20 protein-coding genes are annotated in these 24264 nt (G+C 59.0%); 16 read left to right on the plus strand and 4 right to left on the minus strand.

The features are described from left to right. Positions 1-33 precede the first annotated feature (33 nt). On the minus strand, positions 34-1470 hold the full coding sequence (locus ACJ8PN_RS12430) for an alanine/glycine:cation symporter family protein (protein ID WP_082997241.1): 1437 nt from the start codon (positions 1468-1470) through the stop codon (positions 34-36). Positions 1471-1853: 383 nt separating this feature from the next. Here ACJ8PN_RS12430 and tal point away from each other — a divergent pair, with 383 nt between their 5' ends. The 3 genes from tal (at position 1854) to ACJ8PN_RS12445 (ending at position 4978) form a co-directional block, all read left to right on the plus strand. Continuing rightward, entirely contained in the window at positions 1854-2807 is a 954-nt protein-coding gene (tal, locus tag ACJ8PN_RS12435) for a transaldolase (RefSeq protein ID WP_004932982.1), read from the plus strand. A 151-nt stretch (positions 2808-2958) separates the two neighbouring features. Continuing rightward, positions 2959-3546 carry a molybdopterin adenylyltransferase gene (mog, locus tag ACJ8PN_RS12440; RefSeq protein ID WP_442534982.1) on the plus strand — a complete coding sequence of 196 codons (588 nt, stop codon included), beginning with the start codon at positions 2959-2961 and terminating at the stop codon, positions 3544-3546. A gap of 124 nt (positions 3547-3670) precedes the next feature. After that, on the plus strand, positions 3671-4978 hold the full coding sequence (locus ACJ8PN_RS12445) for an MFS transporter (protein ID WP_049241978.1): 1308 nt from the start codon (positions 3671-3673) through the stop codon (positions 4976-4978). A 44-nt stretch (positions 4979-5022) separates the two neighbouring features. Here ACJ8PN_RS12445 and satP read toward each other — a convergent pair whose 3' ends face one another. Beyond that, a complete protein-coding gene (satP, locus tag ACJ8PN_RS12450) occupies positions 5023-5622 on the minus strand; it encodes an acetate uptake transporter (RefSeq protein WP_015376609.1) in 600 nt (199 codons plus the stop codon). Positions 5623-5946: 324 nt separating this feature from the next. On the opposite strand from satP, the gene dnaK reads away from it, so the two are divergent. The 4 genes from dnaK to nhaR all read left to right on the plus strand — a co-directional run bounded on the left by dnaK (position 5947) and on the right by nhaR (position 11586). Then, positions 5947-7860: a molecular chaperone DnaK gene (gene dnaK, locus ACJ8PN_RS12455; protein WP_130017875.1), complete on the plus strand. Its 1914-nt coding sequence runs from the start codon at positions 5947-5949 to the stop codon at positions 7858-7860. 106 nt (positions 7861-7966) lie between these two features. Continuing rightward, a complete protein-coding gene (gene dnaJ, locus ACJ8PN_RS12460) occupies positions 7967-9091 on the plus strand; it encodes a molecular chaperone DnaJ (RefSeq protein WP_004932969.1) in 1125 nt (374 codons plus the stop codon). Between the two features lie 236 nt (positions 9092-9327). Then, on the plus strand, positions 9328-10494 hold the full coding sequence (gene nhaA, locus ACJ8PN_RS12465) for a Na+/H+ antiporter NhaA (RefSeq protein WP_171453299.1): 1167 nt from the start codon (positions 9328-9330) through the stop codon (positions 10492-10494). 192 nt (positions 10495-10686) lie between these two features. Continuing rightward, positions 10687-11586: a transcriptional activator NhaR gene (gene nhaR / locus ACJ8PN_RS12470; protein ID WP_004932962.1), complete on the plus strand. Its 900-nt coding sequence runs from the start codon at positions 10687-10689 to the stop codon at positions 11584-11586. Between the two features lie 71 nt (positions 11587-11657). Here the strand turns inward: nhaR and rpsT are convergent, their stop codons facing one another. Further along, the gene (gene rpsT, locus ACJ8PN_RS12475; protein WP_004932960.1) at positions 11658-11921 is read right to left on the minus strand and encodes a 30S ribosomal protein S20; all 264 of its coding nucleotides are present in this window, start codon (positions 11919-11921) and stop codon (positions 11658-11660) included. 390 nt (positions 11922-12311) lie between these two features. Here rpsT and ribF point away from each other — a divergent pair, with 390 nt between their 5' ends. The 5 genes from ribF (at position 12312) to ispH (ending at position 18152) form a co-directional block, all read left to right on the plus strand. Further along, positions 12312-13250, plus strand: a complete 939-nt coding sequence (gene ribF, locus ACJ8PN_RS12480) for a bifunctional riboflavin kinase/FAD synthetase (RefSeq protein ID WP_016929138.1) — start codon at positions 12312-12314, stop codon at positions 13248-13250. A 156-nt stretch (positions 13251-13406) separates the two neighbouring features. After that, positions 13407-16223 (plus strand): isoleucine--tRNA ligase, encoded by a 2817-nt coding sequence (gene ileS, locus ACJ8PN_RS12485; RefSeq protein WP_033631759.1) that lies wholly within the window; start codon positions 13407-13409, stop codon positions 16221-16223. Positions 16224-16236: 13 nt separating this feature from the next. Then, positions 16237-16746 (plus strand): signal peptidase II, encoded by a 510-nt coding sequence (lspA, locus tag ACJ8PN_RS12490; RefSeq protein WP_411261107.1) that lies wholly within the window; start codon positions 16237-16239, stop codon positions 16744-16746. Position 16747: 1 nt separating this feature from the next. Then, positions 16748-17218, plus strand: a complete 471-nt coding sequence (fkpB, locus tag ACJ8PN_RS12495; RefSeq protein ID WP_004932949.1) for an FKBP-type peptidyl-prolyl cis-trans isomerase — start codon at positions 16748-16750, stop codon at positions 17216-17218. Beyond that, positions 17199-18152, plus strand: a complete 954-nt coding sequence (gene ispH, locus ACJ8PN_RS12500) for a 4-hydroxy-3-methylbut-2-enyl diphosphate reductase (RefSeq protein ID WP_016929134.1) — start codon at positions 17199-17201, stop codon at positions 18150-18152. The genes fkpB and ispH overlap by 20 nt, the downstream gene beginning before the upstream one ends. A 273-nt stretch (positions 18153-18425) precedes the next feature. Here ispH and ACJ8PN_RS12505 read toward each other — a convergent pair whose 3' ends face one another. Beyond that, positions 18426-19352, minus strand: coding sequence for a LysR family transcriptional regulator (locus ACJ8PN_RS12505; RefSeq protein ID WP_004932941.1), 927 nt, complete (start codon positions 19350-19352; stop codon positions 18426-18428). Positions 19353-19543: 191 nt separating this feature from the next. On the opposite strand from ACJ8PN_RS12505, the gene pvcA reads away from it, so the two are divergent. The 4 genes from pvcA to dapB all read left to right on the plus strand — a co-directional run bounded on the left by pvcA (position 19544) and on the right by dapB (position 23841). After that, positions 19544-20512 carry an L-tyrosine isonitrile synthase gene (gene pvcA, locus ACJ8PN_RS12510; protein WP_004932937.1) on the plus strand — a complete coding sequence of 323 codons (969 nt, stop codon included), beginning with the start codon at positions 19544-19546 and terminating at the stop codon, positions 20510-20512. Positions 20513-20608: 96 nt separating this feature from the next. Further along, on the plus strand, positions 20609-21472 hold the full coding sequence (locus ACJ8PN_RS12515; RefSeq protein ID WP_049300137.1) for a TauD/TfdA dioxygenase family protein: 864 nt from the start codon (positions 20609-20611) through the stop codon (positions 21470-21472). A gap of 24 nt (positions 21473-21496) precedes the next feature. After that, positions 21497-22756, plus strand: a complete 1260-nt coding sequence (locus ACJ8PN_RS12520) for a glycosyltransferase (RefSeq protein ID WP_171455020.1) — start codon at positions 21497-21499, stop codon at positions 22754-22756. Between the two features lie 263 nt (positions 22757-23019). Continuing rightward, positions 23020-23841 carry a 4-hydroxy-tetrahydrodipicolinate reductase gene (gene dapB / locus ACJ8PN_RS12525; protein ID WP_442534983.1) on the plus strand — a complete coding sequence of 274 codons (822 nt, stop codon included), beginning with the start codon at positions 23020-23022 and terminating at the stop codon, positions 23839-23841. Positions 23842-24264 lie beyond the last annotated feature (423 nt).

Consider the following 24264-nt stretch of genomic DNA (forward strand, 5'->3'; position numbering starts at 1 on the left):
GGCGGGGCGTGCATCGCACACGCCCCGGAATACTCAGCGCGGCGGCTGCTTGTCGTCCCACACGCCCGGCTCCAGCTGCGATTTCAGCTCCGGGTAACGGTTGGCGTCGAAGGTCGGCAGCTTGCCCAGGCGGCGCTGGCGATGGTAGTCGTCGGCCAGTTTCAGCGCCACCCGCGACAGCAGCAGGATCGCCGTCAGGTTGGTGATCGCCATCAATGCCATGGAGGTATCCGCCATTTTCCACACCAGCGGCAGCTCCGCCAGCGCGCCGAACATCACCATGCCCAGCGCCACGCAGCGGAAGATCAGCAGGCCGCCCGGGTGGTTGTGCTCGAGGAACACCAGGTTGCTCTCGGCATAGGCGTAGTTGGCGATGATCGAGGTAAAGGCGAAGAAGAAGATGGCGATGGCGACGAATGGCGTGCCCCAACTGCCGACGGCGGTCGACAGCGCGCGCTGGGTCAGATCGATGCCGCTGATGCTGTCGGTCGGCTGATCGAGAATGCCGGAGGAGAGGATGATCGCCGCGGTGGCGCTGCAGATGACGATGGTATCGATAAACACCCCGAGCATTTGTACGTAGCCTTGCGAAGCGGGATGCGGCGGATAAGGCGAGGCGGACGCCGCCGCGTTGGGCGCCGAACCCATGCCGGCTTCGTTGGAGAACAGGCCGCGCTGTACGCCCTGGGTCATCGCCTGGGAGATGCCGTAACCGACGGCGCCGGCCGCGGCTTCCTGCAGGCCGAAGGCGCTTTTGAAGATCAGCGCCAGGATCGCCGGCATGTGTTCGATGTTATGGCCAATCACCCAGAGGGCCAGCAACAGGTAGGCACCGGCCATCAGCGGCACCACCAGTTCGGCCACTTTGGCGATGGAACGGATGCCGCCGAAGATCACCACGCCGCTCAGCAGCACCAGACCGATGCCGACGTGCAGCGGCTGTAAGTGGAAGGCGACGGCGGAAGCTTGCGCGATGGAGTTGGCCTGCACGGCGTTGAACACCAGACCGAACGCGATGATCAGGAAGATCGAAAACAGCACGCCCATCCAGCGCATGCCAAGGCCTTTTTCCATGTAATAGGCCGGGCCGCCACGGTAGTTGCCGTTATCGTCTTTGGTTTTATAGAGCTGAGCCAGCGAGCTTTCCACAAATGAGGTGGCCATGCCGATAAACGCCACCACCCACATCCAGAAGATGGCGCCGGGGCCGCCGGCGGTCAGGGCGATGGCGACGCCGGTCAGGTTGCCGGTGCCGACGCGCGCTGCCAGCGTGGTGCACAGCGCCTGGAAAGAGGAGATGCCGGCGCTGTCGCTTTTGTTGCTGTTTTTCAACACCGAGAACATGTGGCTGAAGTGGCGGAGCTGGATAAAACGGGTGCGCAGCGTGAAGTAAATGCCGGTGCCGAGGAGCAGATAAATCAGCACCGACCCCCACAAAATGTTGTTTATAAAATTCATCAGGTCCGTCAATGGATCCCTCCTCTTATCGAAATTTAATGCGCACCTGGCAGCATCCACCGCAGGTGAAAAACATTGGCCTATTTTTTACAAGAGCTTAGCTGGAATCTGTCCGGCGTCAGTCGATTAAGATTTTTCGCAGATTAGCGGACGAATTGCATCAATTTTTTCGAATTTAACATAATTTATTCGGACAATAGCACGTTATTGCCTTTCCATCCGCTCGGTAATGGCGAAAGATATCGGCGTAAACGGTTGCTCGCCCAAGGATAAAACAGATGCTTGTGCGCCGCGGTTTTCCAGCCTTGCACCGGGCTTGGCGCATGTTATTATCAGGGTAGGGCATGGTTGAACAATGCCAAAAGTTCATGCACAAACGATGAGATAATGCCAACATGACCGACAAATTAACTTCCCTGCGCCAGCTGACCACGGTGGTTGCAGATACGGGTGATATCGCGGCAATGAAGCTGTATCAACCGCAGGACGCCACAACCAACCCTTCGCTGATCCTCAATGCAGCCCAAATTCCTGAATACCGCAAACTGATTGACGAAGCCATCGCCTGGGCGCGCGGCCAGAGCAGCGATCGCGAGCAGCAAATCGCCGATGCCGCCGACAAGCTGGCGGTCAACATCGGTCTGGAGATCCTCAAACTGGTTCCGGGTCGCATCTCCACCGAAGTGGATGCACGCCTGTCTTACGACACCGTTGCCAGCGTGGCCAAGGCCAAGCGCCTGATCAAGCTGTACAACGAAGCCGGCATCAGCAACGATCGCATTCTGATCAAACTGGCCTCGACCTGGCAGGGCATCCGCGCGGCGGAGCAGCTGGAGAAAGAAGGCATCAACTGTAACCTGACGCTGCTGTTCTCCTTCGCTCAGGCTCGCGCCTGTGCCGAAGCCGGCGTTTACCTGATCTCGCCGTTCGTCGGCCGTATCCTCGACTGGTACAAAGCCAACGGCGACAAGAAAGAGTTCGCCCCGCACGAAGATCCGGGCGTGATCTCCGTGACCGAAATTTACCAGTATTACAAACAGCACGGCTACAACACCGTGGTGATGGGCGCCAGCTTCCGCAACGTCGGCGAAATCATCGAACTGGCCGGCTGCGACCGCCTGACCATCGCGCCTGCGCTGCTGAAAGAGCTGGCGGAGAGCGAAGGCGCGCTGGAGCGCAAACTGTCTTATACCGGTGAAGTGAAGGCGCGCCCTGCCGCACTGACCGAACCTGAGTTCTACTGGCAGCACAACCAGGATCCGATGGCGGTTGAGAAACTGACCGACGGCATCCGCAAATTTGCCGTAGACCAGGGCAAACTGGAAAAAATGATCGCCGACCTGCTGTAATTCCCGCAGATCGCGCAGTAAAAAGGTGGCTCAGGCCACCTTTTTTTATGCCCGACGCCCCCGCCGGCGGGGGAAGCCCTTATACTCTCGGCAATGACAACAGAACGGGGGACGAGCCCGTTCGGACCCCATCAGGCTGTAGAGGTTACGCATGGATATTTTACGTATTGGTTTGGTTTCCGTTTCTGACCGCGCTTCCGGCGGCGTTTACCAGGATAAAGGCATTCCGGCGCTGGAGGAGTGGCTGGCCGGCGCGCTGGCGACGCCCTTCAAGCTGGAAAACCGGCTGATCCCCGATGAGCAGACGCAAATTGAACAGACGCTGTGCGAGCTGGTGGACGAAATGGGCTGCCATCTGGTGCTGACCACCGGCGGCACCGGGCCGGCGCGCCGCGACGTCACCCCCGACGCCACGCTGGCGATCGCCGATCGCGTGATGCCCGGCTTCGGCGAGCAAATGCGTCAGATCAGCCTACACTATGTGCCAACGGCAATTCTTTCTCGCCAGGTGGGGGCGATCCGCAAACAGGCGCTGATCATCAACCTGCCCGGCCAACCGAAGTCGATCAAGGAAACGCTGGAAGGGGTAAAGGATGAGCAGGGCAATGCGGTGGTACACGGCATCTTCGCCAGCGTGCCTTACTGCATTCAGCTGCTCGACGGGCCTTACGTCGAAACGCATGCCGCGGTGGTAGCAGCATTTCGGCCAAAGAGCGCGCGTCGCGAGATAAACCTCTAAATTTCAGCGTTCTGCGAGATCGGCCTCAGCCCGTCTGGTGTGAAAATAATTTGCCGCTATAGTAAGGATTCTTTTACAGAAAGCCTGCGGCTTTTATTTTTACAGCCTTAACCGACGGTGCCCTATGCCTCACGACACTAATCGCCGGCTGAACCGGCAAGACTACAAAACGCTGACGTTGGCCGCGTTGGGCGGCGCGTTGGAGTTTTACGACTTCATCATCTTCGTGTTCTTCGCCGCCGTGGTCGGCGATCTGTTCTTCCCGGCGGACATGCCGGAATGGTTGCGGCTGGTGCAAACTTTCGGCATCTTCGCCGCCGGCTATCTGGCCCGCCCTCTGGGCGGCATCGTGATGGCGCACTTCGGCGATCTGGTCGGCCGCAAAAAGATGTTTACTCTGAGCATTCTGCTGATGGCGTTGCCGACGCTGGCGATGGGCCTGCTGCCGACCTACGCCAGCATCGGCATCGCCGCGCCGCTGTTGCTGCTGCTGATGCGCGTGCTGCAGGGGGCGGCGATCGGCGGTGAGGTGCCGGGCGCCTGGGTCTTTGTCGCCGAACACGTGCCGCGCCGGCGCATCGGCTTCGCCTGCGGCACGCTCACCGCCGGGCTGACGGTGGGCATCCTGCTGGGCTCGGTGGTGGCGACGGTGATCAACACCACGCTCAGCCCGCAGAGCATTGCCGGCGGCGGCTGGCGCATTCCATTCCTGCTTGGCGGCATGTTCGGCCTGGTGGCGATGTACCTGCGCCGTTGGCTGCAGGAAACGCCGATCTTTATCGAGATGCAGGCGCGTAAAGCGCTGGCCGAGGAGCTGCCGCTGAAATCGGTGGTGCTCAACTACAAACGGGAAGTGGCGGTGTCGATGCTGCTGACCTGGCTGCTCTCCGCCGGCATCGTGGTGGTGATCCTGATGACCCCGACCTATTTGCAAAAGCAGTTCGGCATCGCGCCGGCCTTGACGCTGCAGGCCAACAGCATCGCCACCATCATGTTGATCGCCGGCTGCATCGTCGCCGGTTTGTCGGCCGATCGCTTCGGTGCCAGCAAAACGCTGGTGGCCGGCAGTGTACTGCTGGCCGGCTGCAGCTGGCTGTTCTATCAGACGGTGGGCGTGCGTCCGGAAATGCTGTTCGCCTGTTATGCTCTGGTGGGGTTCAGCGTAGGCGTGGTGGGGGCCGTACCGTACGTGATGGTGCGGGCATTCCCGGCGGAAGTGCGGTTTACCGGTATCTCGTTCTCATATAACGTCTCGTACGCTATTTTTGGCGGTTTAACCCCTATTTTTGTGACGTTGATCATGAAATTAACCCCGTTAGCGCCCGCTTACTATGTGTTGGCGCTGTCGCTCATCGGGCTGCTGCTCGGCTTCTACCTGCATCGTGACCTGAACAGCGAAGCCGGGGAGCGGCGAGCCGACTCCTACAGCTAAAAAAAAGCCCTGCAGTGCAGGGCTTTTTCATCAGGGGCGGGCGATTACGCCGTGACCGGTGAGGCCGCGACGCGCGCCGGAGCCGGTTCGCCAATCGGCAGCACGGTGCGGCCGTATTGCTCGTTGAGTACTTCGGCCATCGCCAGGTAAATGGCGCTGGCGCCGCAGATAATCCCTTCATAGCCGGCGAAGGTCAGCAGCGTGTGGTTGCCGGTGATGTTGCCGACGGCCAGCAGGGCGAACAGCAGCGTCAGGCTGGCGAACACGAACTGCAGCACGCGGTTGGCGCCCAGGGTGCCGAAGAACATGAACAGGGTGAAGACGCCCCACAGCGCCAGGTAGATGCCCAGCACGTGGGCTTCGGTGGCCTCTGCCAGGCCCAGACGCGGCAGCAGCAGCAGGCCGACCAGGCTCAGCCAGAAGCTGCCGTAGGCGGTGAAGGCGGTCATGCCGAAGGTGTTGCCCTTCTTGTACTCCAGCAGTCCGGCCAGGATCTGGGCCAGGCCACCGAAGAAAATCCCCATGCTGATGATGGCGGAGTTCAGTGGGAAAAAGCCCGCGTTGTGCAGGTTCAGCAAGACGGTGGTCATCCCGAAGCCCATCAGGCCGAGAGGGCCGGGATTCGCCAACTTGTTGGTGTGCATAAGTCCTCTGCGATAACAGAAAATTAACGGAAACAGCGAATTAAAATCATAAATGGTCTGAATGGCCAAAAAATCGAAGTTTTCCACCAGAGCGCGCGCATCATAATGATCCCCGCAACCGGAAACAATGATCTGAATGACGATAAAAAAAGAAATTTTTTTCGCCTTGCCCCTTGATGCCGGGTTGGATGGCCCCATCTTATTTGCAACCGCAGCTGCTAACCGCGGGTCGCACTGAGATATCGGGCAGTTGAAAAGCAAAAAATCGCCCGCATATAGGTTAGCAACCTGACTGATTATGAATTTTTTAGTGGAGACGTTTAGATGGGCAAAATTATTGGTATCGACCTGGGTACTACCAACTCTTGCGTAGCAATTATGGATGGTGCCAAGGCACGCGTGCTGGAAAACGCCGAGGGCGACCGCACCACTCCTTCTATTATCGCATATACCCAGGACGGTGAAACTCTGGTTGGCCAGCCGGCTAAGCGTCAGGCAGTCACCAACCCTGAAAACACCCTGTTCGCCATCAAGCGCCTGATCGGTCGCCGCTTCCAGGATGAAGAAGCGCAGCGCGACAAAGCGATCATGCCGTACAAAATCGTCGAAGCCGACAACGGCGACGCCTGGCTGGAAGTGAAAGGCCAGAAAATGGCTCCGCCGCAGATCTCTGCGGAAGTGCTGAAAAAAATGAAGAAAACGGCGGAAGATTACCTGGGCGAACCGGTAACTGAAGCGGTTATCACCGTACCGGCTTACTTCAACGACGCCCAGCGTCAGGCGACCAAAGACGCCGGCCGCATCGCGGGTCTGGAAGTCAAGCGCATCATCAACGAACCGACCGCGGCGGCCCTGGCCTATGGCCTGGACAAAGAAGTCGGCAACCGTACCATCGCGGTTTATGACCTGGGCGGCGGTACTTTCGATATCTCCATCATCGAAATCGACGACGTTGACGGCGAGAAAACCTTTGAAGTGCTGGCGACCAACGGTGACACCCACCTGGGTGGCGAAGACTTCGACAGCCGTCTGATCAACTACCTGGTGGAAGAGTTCAAGAAAGATCAGGGTATCGATCTGCGCAACGATCCGCTGGCGATGCAGCGTCTGAAAGAAGCCGCTGAGAAAGCGAAGATCGAACTGTCTTCCGCTCAGCAGACCGACGTTAACCTGCCGTACATCACTGCAGACGCGACCGGTCCAAAACACATGAACATCAAAGTGACTCGCGCCAAACTCGAGTCGCTGGTTGAAGATCTGGTTGCGCGCTCTATCGAACCGCTGAAAGTGGCGCTGAAAGACGCTGGCCTGTCGGTTTCCGACATTCAGGACGTGATCCTGGTGGGCGGCCAGACCCGTATGCCAATGGTGCAGAAGAAAGTCGCAGACTTCTTCGGCAAAGAACCGCGTAAAGACGTGAACCCGGACGAAGCGGTTGCCGTGGGCGCTGCGGTACAGGGCGGCGTGTTGGCCGGTGATGTGAAGGACGTTCTGCTGCTGGACGTGACCCCGCTGTCGCTGGGTATCGAAACCATGGGCAGCGTGATGACGCCGCTGATCACCAAAAACACCACGATCCCGACCAAGCACAGCCAGGTGTTCTCTACTGCGGAAGACAACCAGTCTGCGGTAACCATCCACGTGCTGCAGGGTGAACGTAAGCGCGCCAGCGATAACAAATCTCTGGGCCAGTTCAACCTGGACGGCATCCAGGCGGCGCCGCGCGGCATGGCGCAGATCGAAGTGACCTTCGATATCGATGCCGACGGCATCCTGCACGTGTCTGCCAAAGACAAGAACACCGGTCGTGAGCAGAAGATCACCATCAAGGCATCTTCTGGCCTGAACGAGGACGAAATCCAGAAAATGGTGCGCGACGCCGAGCTGAACGCTGAAGCTGACCGCAAGTTCGAAGAGCTGGTGCAGACGCGTAACCAGGCGGATCACCTGATCCACGGCACTCGCAAGCAGCTGGAAGAAGCGGGTGACAAACTGCCGGCGGAAGACAAAACGGCGATCGAAGCGGCGCTGAAGGATCTGGAAGCGGCGGTGAAAGGCGAAGATAAAGCCGAGATCGAAACGAAGACTCAGGCGCTGGTGCAGGTTTCCGGCAAACTGCTGGAAATGGCTCAGGCGCAGCAGGCTCAGCAGGGTGCTGACGCCGGCGCGGACAACGCGGCGCAGAAAGACGACGACGTGGTTGACGCCGAGTTCGAAGAAGTTAAAGACAAAAAATAATCGCCCTTAAGCGGGCACGGGGCGGCCGAGGTGCCGCTCCCGGAAACCAGCACGGGCGTCGAGGCAACTCTGCGCCCGTGCACGCATGTTAAGGGTAAGCGAAAGAATGGCGAAGAAAGACTATTACGAGATTCTCGGCGTCAGCAAGACGGCGGATGAACGTGAGATCAAAAAGGCGTACAAACGCCTGGCGATGAAATACCATCCTGACCGCAACCAGGAACAAGACGCCGAAACCAAGTTTAAAGAAGTTAAAGAAGCTTACGAAGTTCTGACCGACGACCAGAAACGCGCGGCTTACGACCAGTATGGGCACGCAGCCTTTGAACAGGGCGGCATGGGCGGCGGTGGCTTTGGCGGTGGTGCCGACTTCAGCGATATCTTTGGCGACGTGTTTGGCGACATCTTCGGCGGAGGCCGCCGTCAGCGCGCCAGCCGCGGTTCCGATCTGCGCTATAACATGGAGCTGACCCTCGAGGAAGCGGTACGTGGCGTCACCAAAGAGATCCGCATCCCGACGCTGGAAGAGTGCGACGTCTGCCACGGCAGCGGCGCCAAACCGGGCAGCTCGCCGGTCACCTGTCCAACCTGTCACGGCCAGGGCCAGGTGCAGATGCGTCAGGGCTTCTTCACCGTGCAGCAGGCGTGTCCGCACTGCCATGGCCGCGGTCAGATCATCAAAGATCCGTGCAACAAGTGCCACGGCCACGGCCGGGTAGAAAAATCCAAGACGCTGTCGGTGAAAATTCCGGCCGGCGTCGATACCGGCGACCGCATTCGCCTGGCGGGTGAAGGTGAAGCCGGCGAACACGGCGCACCGGCGGGCGATCTGTACGTTCAGGTGCAGGTGAAGGCACACCCGATCTTCGAGCGTGAAGGCAACAACCTGTACTGTGAAGTGCCGATCAACTTCGCCATGGCGGCGCTGGGCGGCGAGATTGAAGTGCCGACGCTGGACGGCCGGGTGAAACTGAAGGTGCCTTCGGAGACCCAAACCGGCAAGCTGTTCCGCATGCGCGGCAAGGGCGTGAAATCGGTGCGTGGCGGCAGCCAGGGCGACCTGCTGTGCCGCGTGGTGGTGGAAACCCCGGTCAATCTGAACGACAAGCAAAAGCAGCTGCTGCGTGAGCTGGAAGAGAGCCTGGGTGGCCCGTCCGGCGACAAGAACAGCCCACGTTCGAAGAGCTTCTTCGACGGGGTAAAAAAGTTCTTTGACGATCTGACTCGCTAACCTGCTGTTTCTGTTGGCTTATGTGCGAACCCCGGGCTTCTGTCCCGGGGTTTTTATTTGCGCGCCGAACCGCTAATTCCACAACGTAAATGTGACTTATTCGTGCTTTTTATCGGTTTTTTCGAGCTGTTTAGCATTTATAAACTTATTTTTTCGAACTAAAACGCCCTCTATACTCACTTCATGACTGTGGTTCGCAGGGCGCTGTGCCTTGCACAGATTTGGAGAGACGTATTGTGACCAACATCATTCGTCAATTTTTACGTCAGGAAGCGGCGGGCGGTATCATTCTGATCGCGGCGGCGATCGTCGCCCTGATCATGGCCAACACCCCGGCGCAGGGGATCTATCAGGCATTCCTTAACCTGCCGGTGATGGTGAAGGTAGCTTCGCTGGAGATCGCTAAACCGCTGCTGCTGTGGATAAACGACGGCCTGATGGCCATCTTCTTCCTGGTGGTGGGGCTGGAGGTCAAGCGCGAGCTGATGCAAGGCTCGCTGTCCGGGCGCGACAAAGCGGTGTTTCCGGCGATCGCCGCGCTGGGCGGCATGTTGGCGCCTGCGCTGATTTACCTGTTGTTCAACGGCGCGGATGAAGTTACCCGCCAGGGCTGGGCGATCCCGGCCGCGACCGACATCGCCTTTGCGCTGGGCGTCATGGCCTTGCTGGGCAACCGCGTGCCGACCAGCCTGAAAGTGTTCCTGCTGGCGTTGGCAATCATCGACGACCTGGGCGTGATTATCATCATCGCGCTGTTCTACACCCACGAAGTGTCGATGGTGGCGCTGGGCGTGGCGGCGGCGGCGGTGGCGCTGCTGGCGGTGATGAACTGGCGTGGCGTGGGAAAAACCTCGCTGTATATGATGGTTGGCCTGGTGCTGTGGGTGGCGATCCTCAAGTCTGGGGTGCATGCGACGCTGGCCGGGGTGATCGTCGGCTTTATGATCCCGTTGAACGTCAAAAGGGGGCCATCGCCATCGGAAACGCTGGAGCATGAGCTGCACCCGTGGGTCGCGTTTATGATCCTGCCGCTGTTCGCTTTCGCCAACGCCGGGGTCTCTTTGCAGGGCGTATCGCTGGATGGGTTGACGTCGCTGCTGCCGGTCGGGATTGCGGCTGGCCTGTTTATCGGCAAGCCGCTGGGGATTTTCCTCTTCAGCCTGCTGGCGGTGAAAATGGGCATCGCCCGTTTGCCTGAAGGCATCGGCTTCAAACAGGTGTTTGCCGTTTCGGTGCTTTGCGGCATTGGTTTTACCATGTCGATTTTTATCGCCTCGCTGGCGTTCGGCGATGCGGATGCGGCGCTCAGCACCTATTCCCGCCTGGGGATCCTGTTGGGCTCCACCACTGCGGCGGTGGTAGGGTATGGATTACTGCGTCTGGCGTTGCCGCGCGTGCGTTAATCCTGAATGTGCCCGGTAAGGGCACATAATAAAATGGCTGGTCGGAGCTGTGCGGTATAAAATATGTGCAGCTTCGGCCGTTCTTCGTTGGGACTAATGGGGCTACACGTTGTCTGAAGCAGGGAAAGGAAGTTTGTCGCTCGTCACGGCACACCGTTTGCCGCTGCGAAACGTTGTTAAGGAGAGCCGCTCGTGAGGATGTCGCATATCAACTTTAATCACCTTTACTATTTCTGGCAGGTCTGCAAGGCCGGTTCCGTGGTCGGCGCCGCTGAAGCGTTGTTCCTGACGCCGCAGACCATCACCGGCCAGATCAAAGCGCTGGAAGAGCGGTTGGACGGCAAGCTGTTCAAGCGCCAGGGGCGCGGGTTGGTGCCTTCGGAGCTGGGGCAGCTGGTGTTCCGCTATGCCGACAAGATGTTCATGCTCAGCCAGGAAATGTTGGATATCGTCAACTACCGCAAAGAGTCCAACCTGTTGTTCGACGTCGGCGTGGCGGACGCGCTGTCGAAGCGGCTGGTCAGCCAGGTATTGGAAACGGCGGTGGTGGTGGACAACGAGCAGATCCACCTGCGTTGCTTTGAATCGACGCACGAGATGCTGCTGGAGCAGCTCAGCCAGCACAAGCTGGATATGATCTTGTCGGATTGCCCGGTGGACTCCAGCCAGCAGGAAGGGCTGTTCTCGCTAAAGCTGGGCGAGTGTGGCATCAGCTTTTTCTGTCGCCAGCCGGCGCCGGAGCTGCCGTTCCCGGCTTGTCTGGAGCAGCGCAAGCTGCTGATCCCCGGCCGCCGTTCGATGCTGGGGCGCAAGCTGCTCAACTGGTTCAATACGCAGGGCATTCAGGTGGAAATTCTGGGCGAGTTCGACGATGCGGCGCTGATGAAGGCCTTTGGCATGTACCACAATGCGATCTTCGTGGCGCCGACGCTGTATGCGCAGGATACCTACAACGATGACAACGTGGTGGAGATTGGGCGCATCGACAGCGTTCAGGAGGAGTATTACATTATCTTCGCCGAGCGCATGATCCAGCATCCGGCGGTGCAGCGCGTCTGCAACAAAGACTTCTCGGCGCTGTTTTCCTGCTAGCGGTTCACTGAACGCAGGACGTAAAAAAACCGGCCTGAGCCGGTTTTTTTATCAAGCAGATAACGAAATGCTTATTGCATTGCGTTGATGCGTGCAGTCAGGTTTGACTTATGACGCGCTGCTTTGTTTTTGTGGATCAGGCCTTTAGCTGCCTGACGGTCCACCAGTGGCTGCATTACCAGGAATGCATTTTGTGCTGCTTCTTTGTCGCCAGCTGCGATAGCTGCGTCTACCTTCTTGATGAAGGTACGCACCATTGAGCGACGGCTTGCGTTATGCTTGCGGCGTTTCTCAGACTGTACGGCGCGTTTCTTAGCTGATTTGATATTAGCCAAGGTCCAACTCCCAAATATATTCTATTGAGGACAATTCAAAGGCCGAGGAATATGCCCTTTTAGCCTTCGTTTGTCAATGGATTTGTGCAAATAAGCGCCGTTTGTACAGGCGGCACTCGCTACGTTGTGATGGCGCAGGATTTTACCAGCTTCGCTCTTGGGAATACAGTGTTTCGCGAGAAAATTCGCCAATGATTTGCCGCGGCGGGCGCAAGCCGTTGGCCGCGGTCGAGAATCGCCCCGGCAGCGCCGGATAAACTGCGGCGAAGCCGTTTCACGCGCAGATTATCTCCGGTATGGTATGTCTATTACATAAAGGCACCAATCGCGGGTTAACCTTACCGGCTGTACAAGGTATAATCCGCCGATTTCCACTGTTTTGAGCCAGCTATGGAGCTAATTCGCGGCATTCACAATATCCGGGCGCGCCACCATGGTTGCGTGCTCACCATCGGCAACTTTGACGGCGTGCATCGCGGCCATCAGGCGCTGCTGGAGCAGTTGAAGCAACAAGGGCAACGCCTCGGGCTGCCGGTGATGGTCATGATCTTTGAGCCGCAGCCGCTGGAGATGTTCGCCGCAGACAAGGCGCCGGCCCGCTTGACGCGCCTGCGCGACAAGGCCAACTATCTGGCGCAGGCGGGCGTCGATTACCTGCTGTGCGTCAAGTTCGATCCGCGTTTCGCCGCCAACACCGCGCAGGCGTTCGTCGCCGAGCTGCTGGTGGAAAAACTGGGCGTCAAATTCCTGATGGTGGGGGATGATTTTCGCTTTGGCGCCGGGCGTCAGGGCGATTTTCCGCTATTGCAGCAGGCCGGAAAAGAGTACGGCTTCGACGTGGTCAGCACCCCGACCTTCCGCGAAGGCGAGCGGCGCATCAGCAGCACCGCGATCCGCACCGCGCTGAGCGAGGACGATCTGCCGCTGGCGGAGACCCTGCTGGGCCACCCGTACAGCATTTCCGGGCGCGTGGTGCACGGCGACGAGCTGGGGCGCACCATCGGCTTCCCGACCGCCAATTTGCCGCTCAAGCGTCTGGTGGCGCCGGTGAAAGGAGTGTATGCGGTGGAAGTGTACGGCCTGGGGCCGAAGCCGCTGCCGGGCGTGGCCAATATCGGCACGCGCCCGACCGTCGCCGGCGTGCGCCAGCAGCTGGAAGTGCATCTGCTGGATGTCACAATGGATCTTTACGGGCGCCATATTGAGGTGGTGCTCCGCGCAAAATTGCGCAATGAACAGCGGTTTGCTTCGCTCGATGCCCTGAAGCAGCAAATCGCCAATGATGTGGTGACGGCCCGAAAGTTCTTCGGGTTAAAAACACTGGTTTAATCGTTTACCCTAAACAATTCGAGTTGCATCGCGGCGGCAACCGCGCGAACCCCGATGAGCTTGCACAGGCAAGTGATTCGGGTGAGAAAGGGCGGCCGACAAAGATGCAGCTTGAAGTGTGACGGGTAAATAGCCGAAAACGGAAACGAGAATCTCATGAGTGACTACAAGAATACCCTGAACTTGCCGGAAACAGGGTTCCCGATGCGCGGCGATCTCGCCAAGCGCGAACCTGGCATGCTGCAACGTTGGTATGAACAGGATCTGTACGGGATTATTCGTACTGCCAAAAAGGGCAAAAAAACCTTCATTTTGCATGACGGCCCTCCGTATGCGAACGGCAGCATTCACATTGGTCACTCGGTTAACAAGATTCTCAAAGACATTATCATCAAGTCGAAAGGGATGGCCGGCTTTGACTCGCCTTATGTGCCGGGTTGGGACTGCCACGGCCTGCCGATCGAACTGAAGGTTGAGCAACTGTACGGCAAGCCGGGCGAGAAGCTGACGGCGGCCGAGTTCCGCCAGAAGTGCCGCGAATACGCGGCCGAGCAGGTTGAAGGCCAGAAGAAGGACTTCATCCGTCTGGGCGTGTTGGGCGACTGGGATCGTCCGTACCTGACGATGGACTTCAAAACCGAAGCCAACATTATCCGCGCGCTGGGCAAGATCATCAGCAACGGCCACCTGCTGAAAGGCGCCAAGCCGGTTCACTGGTGCACCGACTGTGGCTCGTCGCTGGCGGAAGCGGAAGTGGAGTACTACGACAAGACTTCGCCGTCGATCGACGTGAGCTTCCATGCGGCCGACGCGGCTGCCGTGGCGGCCAAGTTCGGTGTGAGCCACTTCAATGGCGCCATCTCGCTGGTTATCTGGACCACCACGCCGTGGACCTTGCCGGCCAACCGCGCGATCTCGCTGCACCCGGACTTCACCTATCAGCTGGTGCAGGTTGACGGCCAGTGCCTGATCCTGGCGGCCGAACTGGTGGAAAGCGTGATGAAACGCGCCGGCATCACCGAGTGGACAGTGCTGGGCAGCTGCAAAGGCGCCGATCTGGAGCTGCTGCGCTTCAAACACCCGTTCATGGACTTCGACGTGCCGGCGATCCTCGGCGAGCACGTGACGCTGGACGCCGGTACCGGTGCGGTGCATACCGCGCCAGGCCACGGCCCGGACGACTTCGTGATCGGCCAGAAATACGGCCTGGAAGTGGCCAACCCGGTAGGGCCGAACGGCTGCTACCTGACCGGCACCTACCCGCTGCTGGACGGCAAGTTCGTCTTCAAGGCCAACGATCTGATCGTCGATCTGCTGCGTGACAAAGGCGCGCTGCTGCACGTCGAGAAGTTCCTGCACAGTTATCCGTGCTGCTGGCGCCACAAGACGCCAATCATCTTCCGCGCTACGCCGCAATGGTTCATCAGTATGGATCAGAAAGGCCTGCGTCAGCAGTCGCTGGAAGAGATCAAGGGCGTGCAGTGGATCCCGGATTGGGGCCAGGCACGTATCGAAATGATGGTGGCCAACCGCCCGGACTGGTGCATCTCGCGTCAGCGCACCTGGGGCGTGCCGATGTCGCTGTTCGTGCATAAAGAGACCGAACAGCTGCACCCGCGCAGCGTTGAGCTGATGGAAGAAGTGGCCAAACGCGTCGAGCAAGACGGCATTCAGGCCTGGTGGGATCTGGACGCGGCCGACATCCTCGGCGCGGAAGCCGCCGACTACGTGAAAGTGCCGGATACGCTGGACGTGTGGTTCGATTCCGGTTCCACCCACGCCTCGGTTGTCGACGTGCGCCCTGAATTTAACGGCCACGGCGCCGACATGTATCTGGAAGGCTCCGACCAGCATCGCGGCTGGTTCATGTCATCGCTGATGATCTCCACCGCGATGAAGGGCAAGGCGCCGTACAAGGAAGTGCTGACCCACGGCTTCACCGTCGACGGCCAGGGCCGCAAGATGTCCAAGTCGATCGGCAACACCGTCAGCCCGCAGGACGTGATGAACAAGCTGGGCGGCGACATTCTGCGTCTGTGGGTGGCGTCGACCGATTACACCGGCGAGATCGCGGTGTCCGACGAGATCCTCAAGCGTTCCGCCGACGCTTATCGCCGTATCCGCAACACCGCGCGCTTCCTGCTGGCCAACCTGAACGGGTTCGAGCCGAGCACCGATTGTGTGGCGCCGGAAGACATGGTGGTGCTGGATCGCTGGGCGGTTGGCCGTGCGCTGGCGGCGCAGCAGGATATCGAGCAGGCTTACGCCAACTACGATTTCCACGAAGTGGTGCAGCGCCTGATGCAGTTCTGCTCGGTCGAGATGGGCTCCTTCTACCTGGATATCATCAAGGATCGTCAGTACACCGCCAAGAGCGACAGCGTCGCTCGCCGCAGCTGCCAGACCGCGCTGTATCACATCGTCGAAGCTTTGGTGCGCTGGATGGCGCCGATCATGTCGTTCACCGCAGACGAGATCTGGGGCTTCATGCCGGGCAAACGCGCGCAGTACGTGTTCACTGAAGAGTGGTACGACGGCCTGTTCGGGCTGGCGGAAGGCGAGCCGATGAACGACGCTTTCTGGGCTGAGCTGCTGAAAGTGCGCGGTGAAGTGAACAAGGTGCTGGAGCAGGCGCGTGCCGACAAACGCCTCGGCGGTTCGCTGGAAGCGGCGGTGACGCTGTATGCCGACAGCGAGTTGGCGGCGCGTCTGAACAGCCTGCAGGATGAGCTGCGCTTTGTGTTGTTGACCTCTGCGGCAAGCGTTGCGCCATTGGCGGAGGCGCCGGCCGACGCGCAGGCCTCCGAGCTGCTGAAAGGGCTGAAGATCGCCTTCAGCACGGCGCCAGGTGAGAAGTGCCCGCGCTGCTGGCATTACACCACCGATATCGGCCTGGTGGCGGAGCATGCAGACATCTGCGGCCGCTGTGTGAGCAACGTCGCCGGTGACGGCGAGAAGCGTAACTTTGCCTGAGAACTTGCGCCTGATGAGTAAACCAATTTGTTCGACCGGCCTGCGTTGGCTGTGGGTTGTAGTGGCGGTGCTGGCGCTGGATTTCGGCAGCAAACAGTGGATCCTCGCTAACTTTACGCTGGGCCAGTCCCAGCCGTTGATCCCGTCGTTCAACCTGTTTTACGCGCGCAACTACGGCGCCGCGTTCAGCTTCCTGGCCGACCATGGCGGTTGGCAGCGTTGGTTCTTTGCCGGCATCGCCATCGCCATCGTCGCGGTGCTGCTGGTGATGATGTACCGCAGCACCGCGCAGCAGAAGCTGAACAACATCGCCTACGCCTTTATTATCGGCGGGGCGTTGGGCAACCTGTTCGATCGCCTGTGGCACGGTTTCGTGGTCGACTTCATCGACTTCTACGTCGGTGAGTGGCACTACCCGACCTTCAATCTGGCGGACAGCTTTATCTGCGTGGGTGCGGCGATGATCGTGCTGGAAGGTTTCCTGTCGCCGGCGAGCAAAGGCGCAAAGAGTAAAGGTGAGTAATATGACGGCTCAGGTTATCAGTGACAGCGCGGTGCTGGTTCACTTTACGCTGAAACTGGAAGACGGTTCGACCGCCGAATCCACCCGCAGCAGCGGCAAACCGGCGCTGTTCCGCCTGGGTGACGGCAGCCTGTCGGCGCCGCTGGAAGAGCAACTGCTCGGCCTGCGCGCGGGCGACAAGTGCGCCTTTACCCTGCAGCCGGAAGCGGCGTTCGGCGCGGAGAACCCGGATCTGGTCCAGTTCTTCTCGCGCCGCGACTTCGCGGAAACCGGCGTGCCGGACGTGGGCACCATCATGCTGTTTACCGCCATCGACGGCAGTGAAATGCCGGGCGTGGTGCGCGCGGTGGCGGAAGATTCGATCACCGTCGATTTCAACCATCCGCTGGCGGGCCATCCGGTGACCTTCGACATCGAAGTGCTGGAGATTGATCCGCAGCAGGAGGAGACGCATGCAAATATTGCTGGCTAACCCGCGCGGCTTCTGCGCCGGGGTTGATCGTGCGATCAGCATCGTGGAACGTGCGCTGGAGCTGTACGGTGCGCCGATTTACGTGCGACATGAAGTGGTGCACAACCGCTACGTGGTCGACAGCCTGCGTGAGCGCGGCGCCGTGTTTATCGAAGAGATTGCCGAAGTGCCGGACGGCTCTATCCTGATCTTTTCGGCGCACGGCGTTTCTCAGGCGGTGCGCGCCGAAGCCAAGGCGCGCGATCTGACCATGCTGTTCGACGCCACCTGTCCGCTGGTGACCAAGGTGCATATGGAAGTGGCGCGCGCCAGCCGCCGCGGCACCGAAGCGATTCTGATCGGTCACGCCGGGCACCCGGAGGTGGAAGGCACCATGGGCCAGTACAGCAACCCGCAGGGCGGCATGTACCTGGTCGAATCGCCGGAAGACGTGTGGAAGCTGCAGGTGAAAGACGAAAACAACCTGTGCTTCATGACGCAGACCACGCTGTCGGTGGATGATACCTCGGACGTGATCGACGCGCTGCGTCAGCGTTTCCCGAATATTATCGGTCCGCGCAAGGATGACATTTGCTACGCCACCACCAACCGTCAGGAAGCGGTGCGCAACCTGGCTGGCGATGCGGACGTGGTGCTGGTGGTGGGGTCGAAGAACTCCTCCAACTCTAACCGTCTGGCGGAACTGGCGCAGCGCGTCGGCAAACCGGCTTATCTGATCGATTCGGCGGCGGATATTCAGGAAAGCTGGCTGAGCGAAGCGCGCAATATCGGCGTTACCGCCGGCGCCTCGGCACCGGATGTGCTGGTGCAGGAGGTGATCTCCCGCCTGAAAGCGCTGGGCGGCCTGGACGTGCATGAAATCAGCGGGCGTGAAGAGAACATCGTGTTCGAAGTGCCGAAAGAGCTACGCGTGGACGTCCGTCAGATTGACTGAGGTGCGTGAGTGAATGACAACGGGGAGCTTAGGCTTCCCGTTTTTTTTTTGGAATGCCAACGGCATTAAAAATAAAATGCTGAGTATATTCAAATTTTCTGCTAACTAAAGTCAAATTTATTCTGAGTATTTGAAGTAGCGGTGGCGTCATTAATTATATAGGCTGAATGAAGTCATTAAATAGAATATCATTAGGCTGCAATCTAAATAGGGCCTGGTGTCGTCAACGTGATTACAATAATTACAATAGTGGTCTTGCAGATGTTTCTTATTTTATTCTTGTCGAATCTGTTCTAGGTCGTTTAATCCTTTCTCCTTTAAATAGAGCTTCATATGCTCCAGCAATCGCCGGACTTTTAATGGCTGGATCTCCCGTCGCGGCATAATGGCATAGCAATTAATTTCCGGTAATCGCCAGTCGGGCAATATTTCAATCAGCTCGCCGCTGCGCAACTCTCGCTCGACGTTGGCGAAGAAATTGCGAATGATGCCTTTGCCGGTCAGCGCCAGCTCCTTCATCGCCATGCCGCTGTTGGTGAACAGTCGCCCGGTCATGCGCATGCGGTGCTCGCCGCCGTCGCGATGGATCAGGCGAACAAACTGCGGATTGCCGAGCGGCGTAAAGGTGACCCAATGATGATGGGTCAGCGCCTGCGGCGAATCCGGCACCCCGTGGTGTGCCAGGTAGGCCGGGGAAGCGCACAGCACTTCGCGGCAGCGCGCCAGCCGCGTTGAGACGTAACTGGAGTCAGCCAGCGCGCCGCCGCGTATCGCCAGATCGATGCGTTGCGCGATGAGGTCTATTCTCTCATCGTGGATTTCCAACCGCAGCGTGATGCGCGGGTGTTCGTCGAGGAAGCTCTGCAGCGCCGGCACCAGATAATGGGTGGCGAATTCGGTCGAGGTGGCGACGCGCAGTTCACCGACCAGCTCACCGCGCAGCGCGGCGATCCGCTGTTGCCCGCGCTCGGCGGCGTGGATCATCAGCAGACAATCTTCATAAAAGCACAATCCGGCTTCGGTCAGGCTCAATGAGCGCGTCGATCGCAACAGTAATTGAATGCCCAGATGTTCCTCCAGCTGGCGAATATGCTGGCTGACGGCCGATGTCGTCATGCCCAATTCTTTTGCTGCCATGCTGAATGCGCCACAATCGACCACTTTTGAGAAAATGGCCATGCGTTTTAAAATATTGCTCATAGTTTGTTAAGCACAACTTAACCTAGATTGTGAATTATACGGGCTAATAATATAGCACCATCTTTCCTATATTGCCTGAAGCATATAAACGACGGGCTGATTATTATTTTGCATGCGCTTTATCTCTTTTTGATAAATCTTATTGCGCTTGCCAATAATACACCCGCGCCACATCGCAACAGGAGCTCATTGTGGATAGCGCACAGAAAAAAGAAGAAATAGCATTAAAAATCCTACGTGAATTATTGCAATATCGACGTCGCCTCATCGCCGACGATGCTTCTCTGGCTGAAGAAGAGCGGCAGGTCACTCAGGTGCAATTGCCGCGCATTCGGGCATTCATTGAAAACGACCAGCGCATCGAATTCGTGCTGCCGGCTTTTCCGACCAAGTCACCCAACGCCAATAAGGTGATAGGCGCGGTGCCGGACATGGCGGAGCGGCTGTCGCTGATCTTCCTCAACTCGCTGTGCCAGCGCATTCAACTCTATTACCCGCCGGGCGCGCATATCGTTATCTGTTCCGACGGCCATGTGTTCGGCGATCTGATCCGCGTCAGCGACGAAGCGATCAACCATTATCAACGTGAGATTGAAAGCCTGTTGCATGAAGTGGGCGCGACGCATCTTAGTGTATTCAACCTCGGCGACGTCAAAGGCCTGGCGGAGCATACCGATGACTACGATCTGCTGCGCCGGCTGTTGGTGGACGGCTATGCCGAATCGGAAGAGGCGATCAAGCGCCAGCTGATGCAGGACGAGCAGGGATTAATGCTGTATCGCGCCATCACGCGCTTCTTGTATGAAGACAGCCTCCTGCCGGGCTACAGCGGTTCCAACGCCGCGCTGCAAAAAGACGCCAAACGGCGCGCCTGCGGCGTTATCCAGCGCAGCTGGGCCTGGGGCAACCTGCTGGCCCAGCATTTCCCGGCGGCGATACGCCTGTCGATTCACCCGCAGCCGGCCGATAGCCTGAAGATAGGCATCCACATGATGCCGACCAAAGACGACTGGCTGACGCCGTGGCATGGCGTGGCAGCCAACGTGAACGGCCAGTTCGTGCTGATGAAGCGTAAAGATGCGCAGAGCCTGGACGGCGAATTGGTGGAGATTCGCGGCACGCCGAGCCATTACCTGATCGAACAACCGCAGATGGCCTGAGGCCGCTGCAGGCTTTTGCGCCCGAAATCCTGGCGGACGCGTTTTTGACGGCACGTTGCCGTGTGAGCAGCACATTCGATGCAAGGAGAATCACCGATGAATAACCAACCGCTTAATTGCCATATTCAACCGAATACCCCGTTTGGCGCGATCCTGACGCCGCAGCATCCGGGGCAAAAGATTGGCGAACTGCCGGTGGCAGCGCTGCGGGCGCTGGCGCAGGAGCATCACTTGCTGGTGCTGCGCGGATTTGACTCCGGTTTCAGCGAGCCGGAAGTCCTGACTCGCTACGCCGAGCAGTGGGGCGAGATCATGATGTGGCCGTTTGGCGCGGTGCTGGACGTGAAGGAACATCCGGACGCCAAGGATCATATTTTCGACAGCAGCTACGTCCCGCTGCATTGGGATGGCATGTATAAGCCGACTATTCCCGAGTTCCAGCTGTTCCACTGCGTGGCGGCGCCGTCGCCGGACGAAGGCGGGTGCACGACCTTCGTCGACACCACGCGCTTGCTGGCCAATGCGGACGAAGCGTTGCTGGATCAGTGGCTGTCGGTCTCGATCACCTACCGCATCAAGCAGGTGGTGCACTACGGCGGTGAAGTCTGTTCGCCGCTGGTGGTGCAGCACCCGAACGGCAGGGGCTTGATCATGCGCTACAATGAACCGCCGACGGAGGGGAAAAAATTCCTCAATCAACATGCGCTGGAATATCACGGCGTGCCGGAACAACAGCAGGAACAGTTCCACCACACTCTGCAGCAGCATCTGTACGATCCGCGTCACTATTATGCCCACCAATGGCAACAGGGCGACGTGGTGGTGGCGGACAACTTCTCGCTGCTGCATGGGCGTGAGGGCTTCACCGCCCGTTCCGCGCGTCATTTGCAGCGCGTGCATATTCAGAGCAACCCGGTGTGCGCCAATCTGGCGCTGAAGCCGGCTAACGCAGAAGCGTAAAGGAGCATTATGGCAAGGATATTGATGGCGGCAGTCGCCACTCCGGGGCACGTCTACCCGATGTTGGCCATCGCTCGCCACCTGATTGCCCAAGGGCATCAGGTGCGGGTGATGACCGGCGCGCTGTTCCGCGAACGCGCCGAGGCGGTGGGCGCGAGCTTCGTGCCGTTCGACGCGCAGGTGGATTTCGATTACCGCCACCTGGAGCAGCACTTCCCCGAGCGCGCCGCCCTGCCGCCGGGCAATGCACAGATGGCGCTGGCGCTGAAAGATTTCTTCGCCGCGCCGATCCCGCTGCTGGATCGGCAACTGCGTGCGGCCATCGCTGCCGAAGACACCGATCTGCTGATGGTGGAGAACTGCTTCTACGGCGTGCTGCCGCTGCTGCAGTCTGCCGAACGGCCGCCGGTCTTCGGTATCGGGGTCACGCCGCTGTCGTATTCCTCGCGCGATGCTATTTTTTATGGTCCGCGCATCCCGCCGGCGCTGCTGCCGCAGGCGCTGACCCGTGAGCAGCTGGTGGATGAAGAAACGCGCGTGCTGCTCGATGAAGTACAGCAGAGCTTCGATGCGGCGCTGGTGCAGGCGGGGGGACGGGCGCTGGATCGCCCGTTCACCGACGCGCTGATCGGCGGCTGCGAGCGTTTCCTGCAGCTGGCTACCACGGCGCTGGAATATGAGCGTGACGATCTGCCGAGCGGCGTGCGCTTCGTCGGCCCGCTGCGCAGCGGCGGCCAGCCGGCGGCGGAAGAAACGCTGTGGGAGGCGGACGATCGTCGGCCGCTGGTGATTGTGACGCAGGGCACGTTGGCCAATGTCGATCTGCATCAGCTGATCGTGCCGACGCTGCAAGCGCTGGCTCATCTGCCGGTGCGGGTGTTGGCCACCACCGGCGGGCGGGCGACGGAAGGACTGATGGACGCGCTGCCGGCCAATGCCAGAGTGCGGGAGTTTATCTCCTTCGAACGCTGGTTGCCGGAGACGGCGCTGCTGATCACTAACGGCGGTTACGGCTCGATCAACTATGCGCTGAACAGCGGCGTGCCGCTGATCGTCGCCGGCACCGGCGAAGACAAACTGGAGGCGGCCGCGCGCGTGGTCGCCGCCGGCTGCGGCATCAGCCTGCACACCAGCACGCCAAGCCCTGAACAGATCCTGGCGGCGGCGACGCGCATTCTGCAGCAGCCGATCTATCGCCAGCGCGCGGCACTGGTGCGTGAGGACTATGCCCGCCACGATGCGCTGACGGCGATCGCCAACGAAGTGGCCGCCATTACTGCCTGACTTCGCTGTGATCCTTTCCACAGGCGCCGTTTTCGGCGCCTTTTTTCTGCATTTTTTTGCCATGGAAACTGCATGATTATGTACAATCGTCGCAGGCCGCCAAATCGGTTGAATGTTAATCTCACGACAGCGCCGCTGATGAAAACGGGGGAATATCATAATTTTCTAATTATGAAATGAATCCTCTGGCGGCGCTGCAGCGGGGCAGTTACCCTGAATCGATAGCCTAATGGGATAGGCGTCAAATCAAGAAGAGAGCAAGCATGAGTGATTCACAAATCCGCATTGCGATTGCGGGCGCCGGCGGCCGGATGGGCCGTCAGTTGATCCAGGCGGTGCAGCAGGCGGAAGGCGTGGTGTTGGGCGCGGCGTTGTCGCGCCCGGGTTCAAGCCTGATCGGCGTCGATGCCGGCGAGTTGGCGGGCATTGGCGCACTGGGCGTCAAGGTAAGCGACAGCCTGGAGAAAGTGGCTAGCGAGTTCGACATTTTGATCGACTTCACCCGCCCGGAAAGCACGCGGAACTACCTGGATTTTTGCGTGGCGCACCACAAGGCGATGGTGATTGGCACCACCGGCTTCGATGACGCGGGCAAGCAGGCGATCCGCGCTGCAGCGCAGCATATCGGCATCGTGTTCGCCGCCAACTTCAGCGTCGGCGTCAACCTGGTGCTGAAACTGCTGGAGAGGGCCGCGCAGGTGATGGGCGACTATACCGATATCGAAATCGTCGAGGCGCACCACCGCCACAAAGTGGATGCGCCGTCGGGCACGGCGTTGGCCATGGGCGAAGCGATCGCCGGCGCGCTGGGGCGCGATCTGAAAAGCTGTGCGGTCTATGCGCGCGAAGGCCATACCGGCGAGCGCGATCCGAAGAGCATCGGCTTCGCCACCATTCGCGCCGGCGACATCGTCGGCGAGCACACCGCGATGTTCGCCGACATCGGCGAGCGGGTGGAAATCACCCACAAGGCCTCCAGCCGCATGACTTTCGCCAGCGGCGCGGTGCGCGCGGCTACCTGGTTACATAACCGGGATAAAGGTTTATTTGATATGCGCGACGTGTTGAATTTGGACCAGTTATAATTGATTTGCATACCATCGTGATGTGGTTGTATTGATCATAATGCTATGATAATCGGGCAATAATTTTATTGTCCTTTTTTTTTAACATGATAAATATCGTGTTGATGTTGTTTCCTTGTCAAGGCTGGTATTTGTTTATGTTTATCTTGCTAATTATCTGCTTTTTTTCCACCATTGGCTTTTTCAGCGTCTTTTTTGTCCCATTCCGGCACTATTTTCCGTCATTCTTCCCCGCAACCGTTTTCCAGCCCCGGTTTTCTGTGTTTTTATCGCCGCTCAAGCCGCATGAGCGCCGAGAACTGCAAAAATAAAACAAAAAACGGCAGTTTGGGTAGACAAGCCAGGCACTCATCATTAAAATGCGCCCAATTTGCCAAAAATTGGCCTCGCGGACGGTTTTTGCATTGATTTAGATCGCGATAT

Origin of the sequence: Serratia sp. CY76391, from assembly GCF_052166695.1 — a bacterium.
Classification (GTDB): Bacteria; Pseudomonadota; Gammaproteobacteria; order Enterobacterales; family Enterobacteriaceae; genus Serratia; species Serratia nematodiphila.

Coding starts and splice junctions, on each gene's coding strand:
- ACJ8PN_RS12520 (WP_171455020.1), top strand. CDS start 21,497: ATGGCGGCAGTCGCCACTCCGGGGCACGTCTACCCGATGTTGGCCATC.
- lspA (WP_411261107.1), top strand. CDS start 16,237: ATGAGTAAACCAATTTGTTCGACCGGCCTGCGTTGGCTGTGGGTTGTA.
- dapB (WP_442534983.1), top strand. CDS start 23,020: ATGAGTGATTCACAAATCCGCATTGCGATTGCGGGCGCCGGCGGCCGG.
- ispH (WP_016929134.1), top strand. CDS start 17,199: ATGCAAATATTGCTGGCTAACCCGCGCGGCTTCTGCGCCGGGGTTGAT.
- ileS (WP_033631759.1), top strand. CDS start 13,407: ATGAGTGACTACAAGAATACCCTGAACTTGCCGGAAACAGGGTTCCCG.
- fkpB (WP_004932949.1), top strand. CDS start 16,748: ATGACGGCTCAGGTTATCAGTGACAGCGCGGTGCTGGTTCACTTTACG.
- ACJ8PN_RS12515 (WP_049300137.1), top strand. CDS start 20,609: ATGAATAACCAACCGCTTAATTGCCATATTCAACCGAATACCCCGTTT.
- ACJ8PN_RS12445 (WP_049241978.1), top strand. CDS start 3,671: ATGCCTCACGACACTAATCGCCGGCTGAACCGGCAAGACTACAAAACG.
- satP (WP_015376609.1), bottom strand. CDS start 5,622: ATGCACACCAACAAGTTGGCGAATCCCGGCCCTCTCGGCCTGATGGGC.
- ribF (WP_016929138.1), top strand. CDS start 12,312: ATGGAGCTAATTCGCGGCATTCACAATATCCGGGCGCGCCACCATGGT.
- tal (WP_004932982.1), top strand. CDS start 1,854: ATGACCGACAAATTAACTTCCCTGCGCCAGCTGACCACGGTGGTTGCA.
- dnaJ (WP_004932969.1), top strand. CDS start 7,967: ATGGCGAAGAAAGACTATTACGAGATTCTCGGCGTCAGCAAGACGGCG.
- mog (WP_442534982.1), top strand. CDS start 2,959: ATGGATATTTTACGTATTGGTTTGGTTTCCGTTTCTGACCGCGCTTCC.
- ACJ8PN_RS12505 (WP_004932941.1), bottom strand. CDS start 19,352: ATGAGCAATATTTTAAAACGCATGGCCATTTTCTCAAAAGTGGTCGAT.
- dnaK (WP_130017875.1), top strand. CDS start 5,947: ATGGGCAAAATTATTGGTATCGACCTGGGTACTACCAACTCTTGCGTA.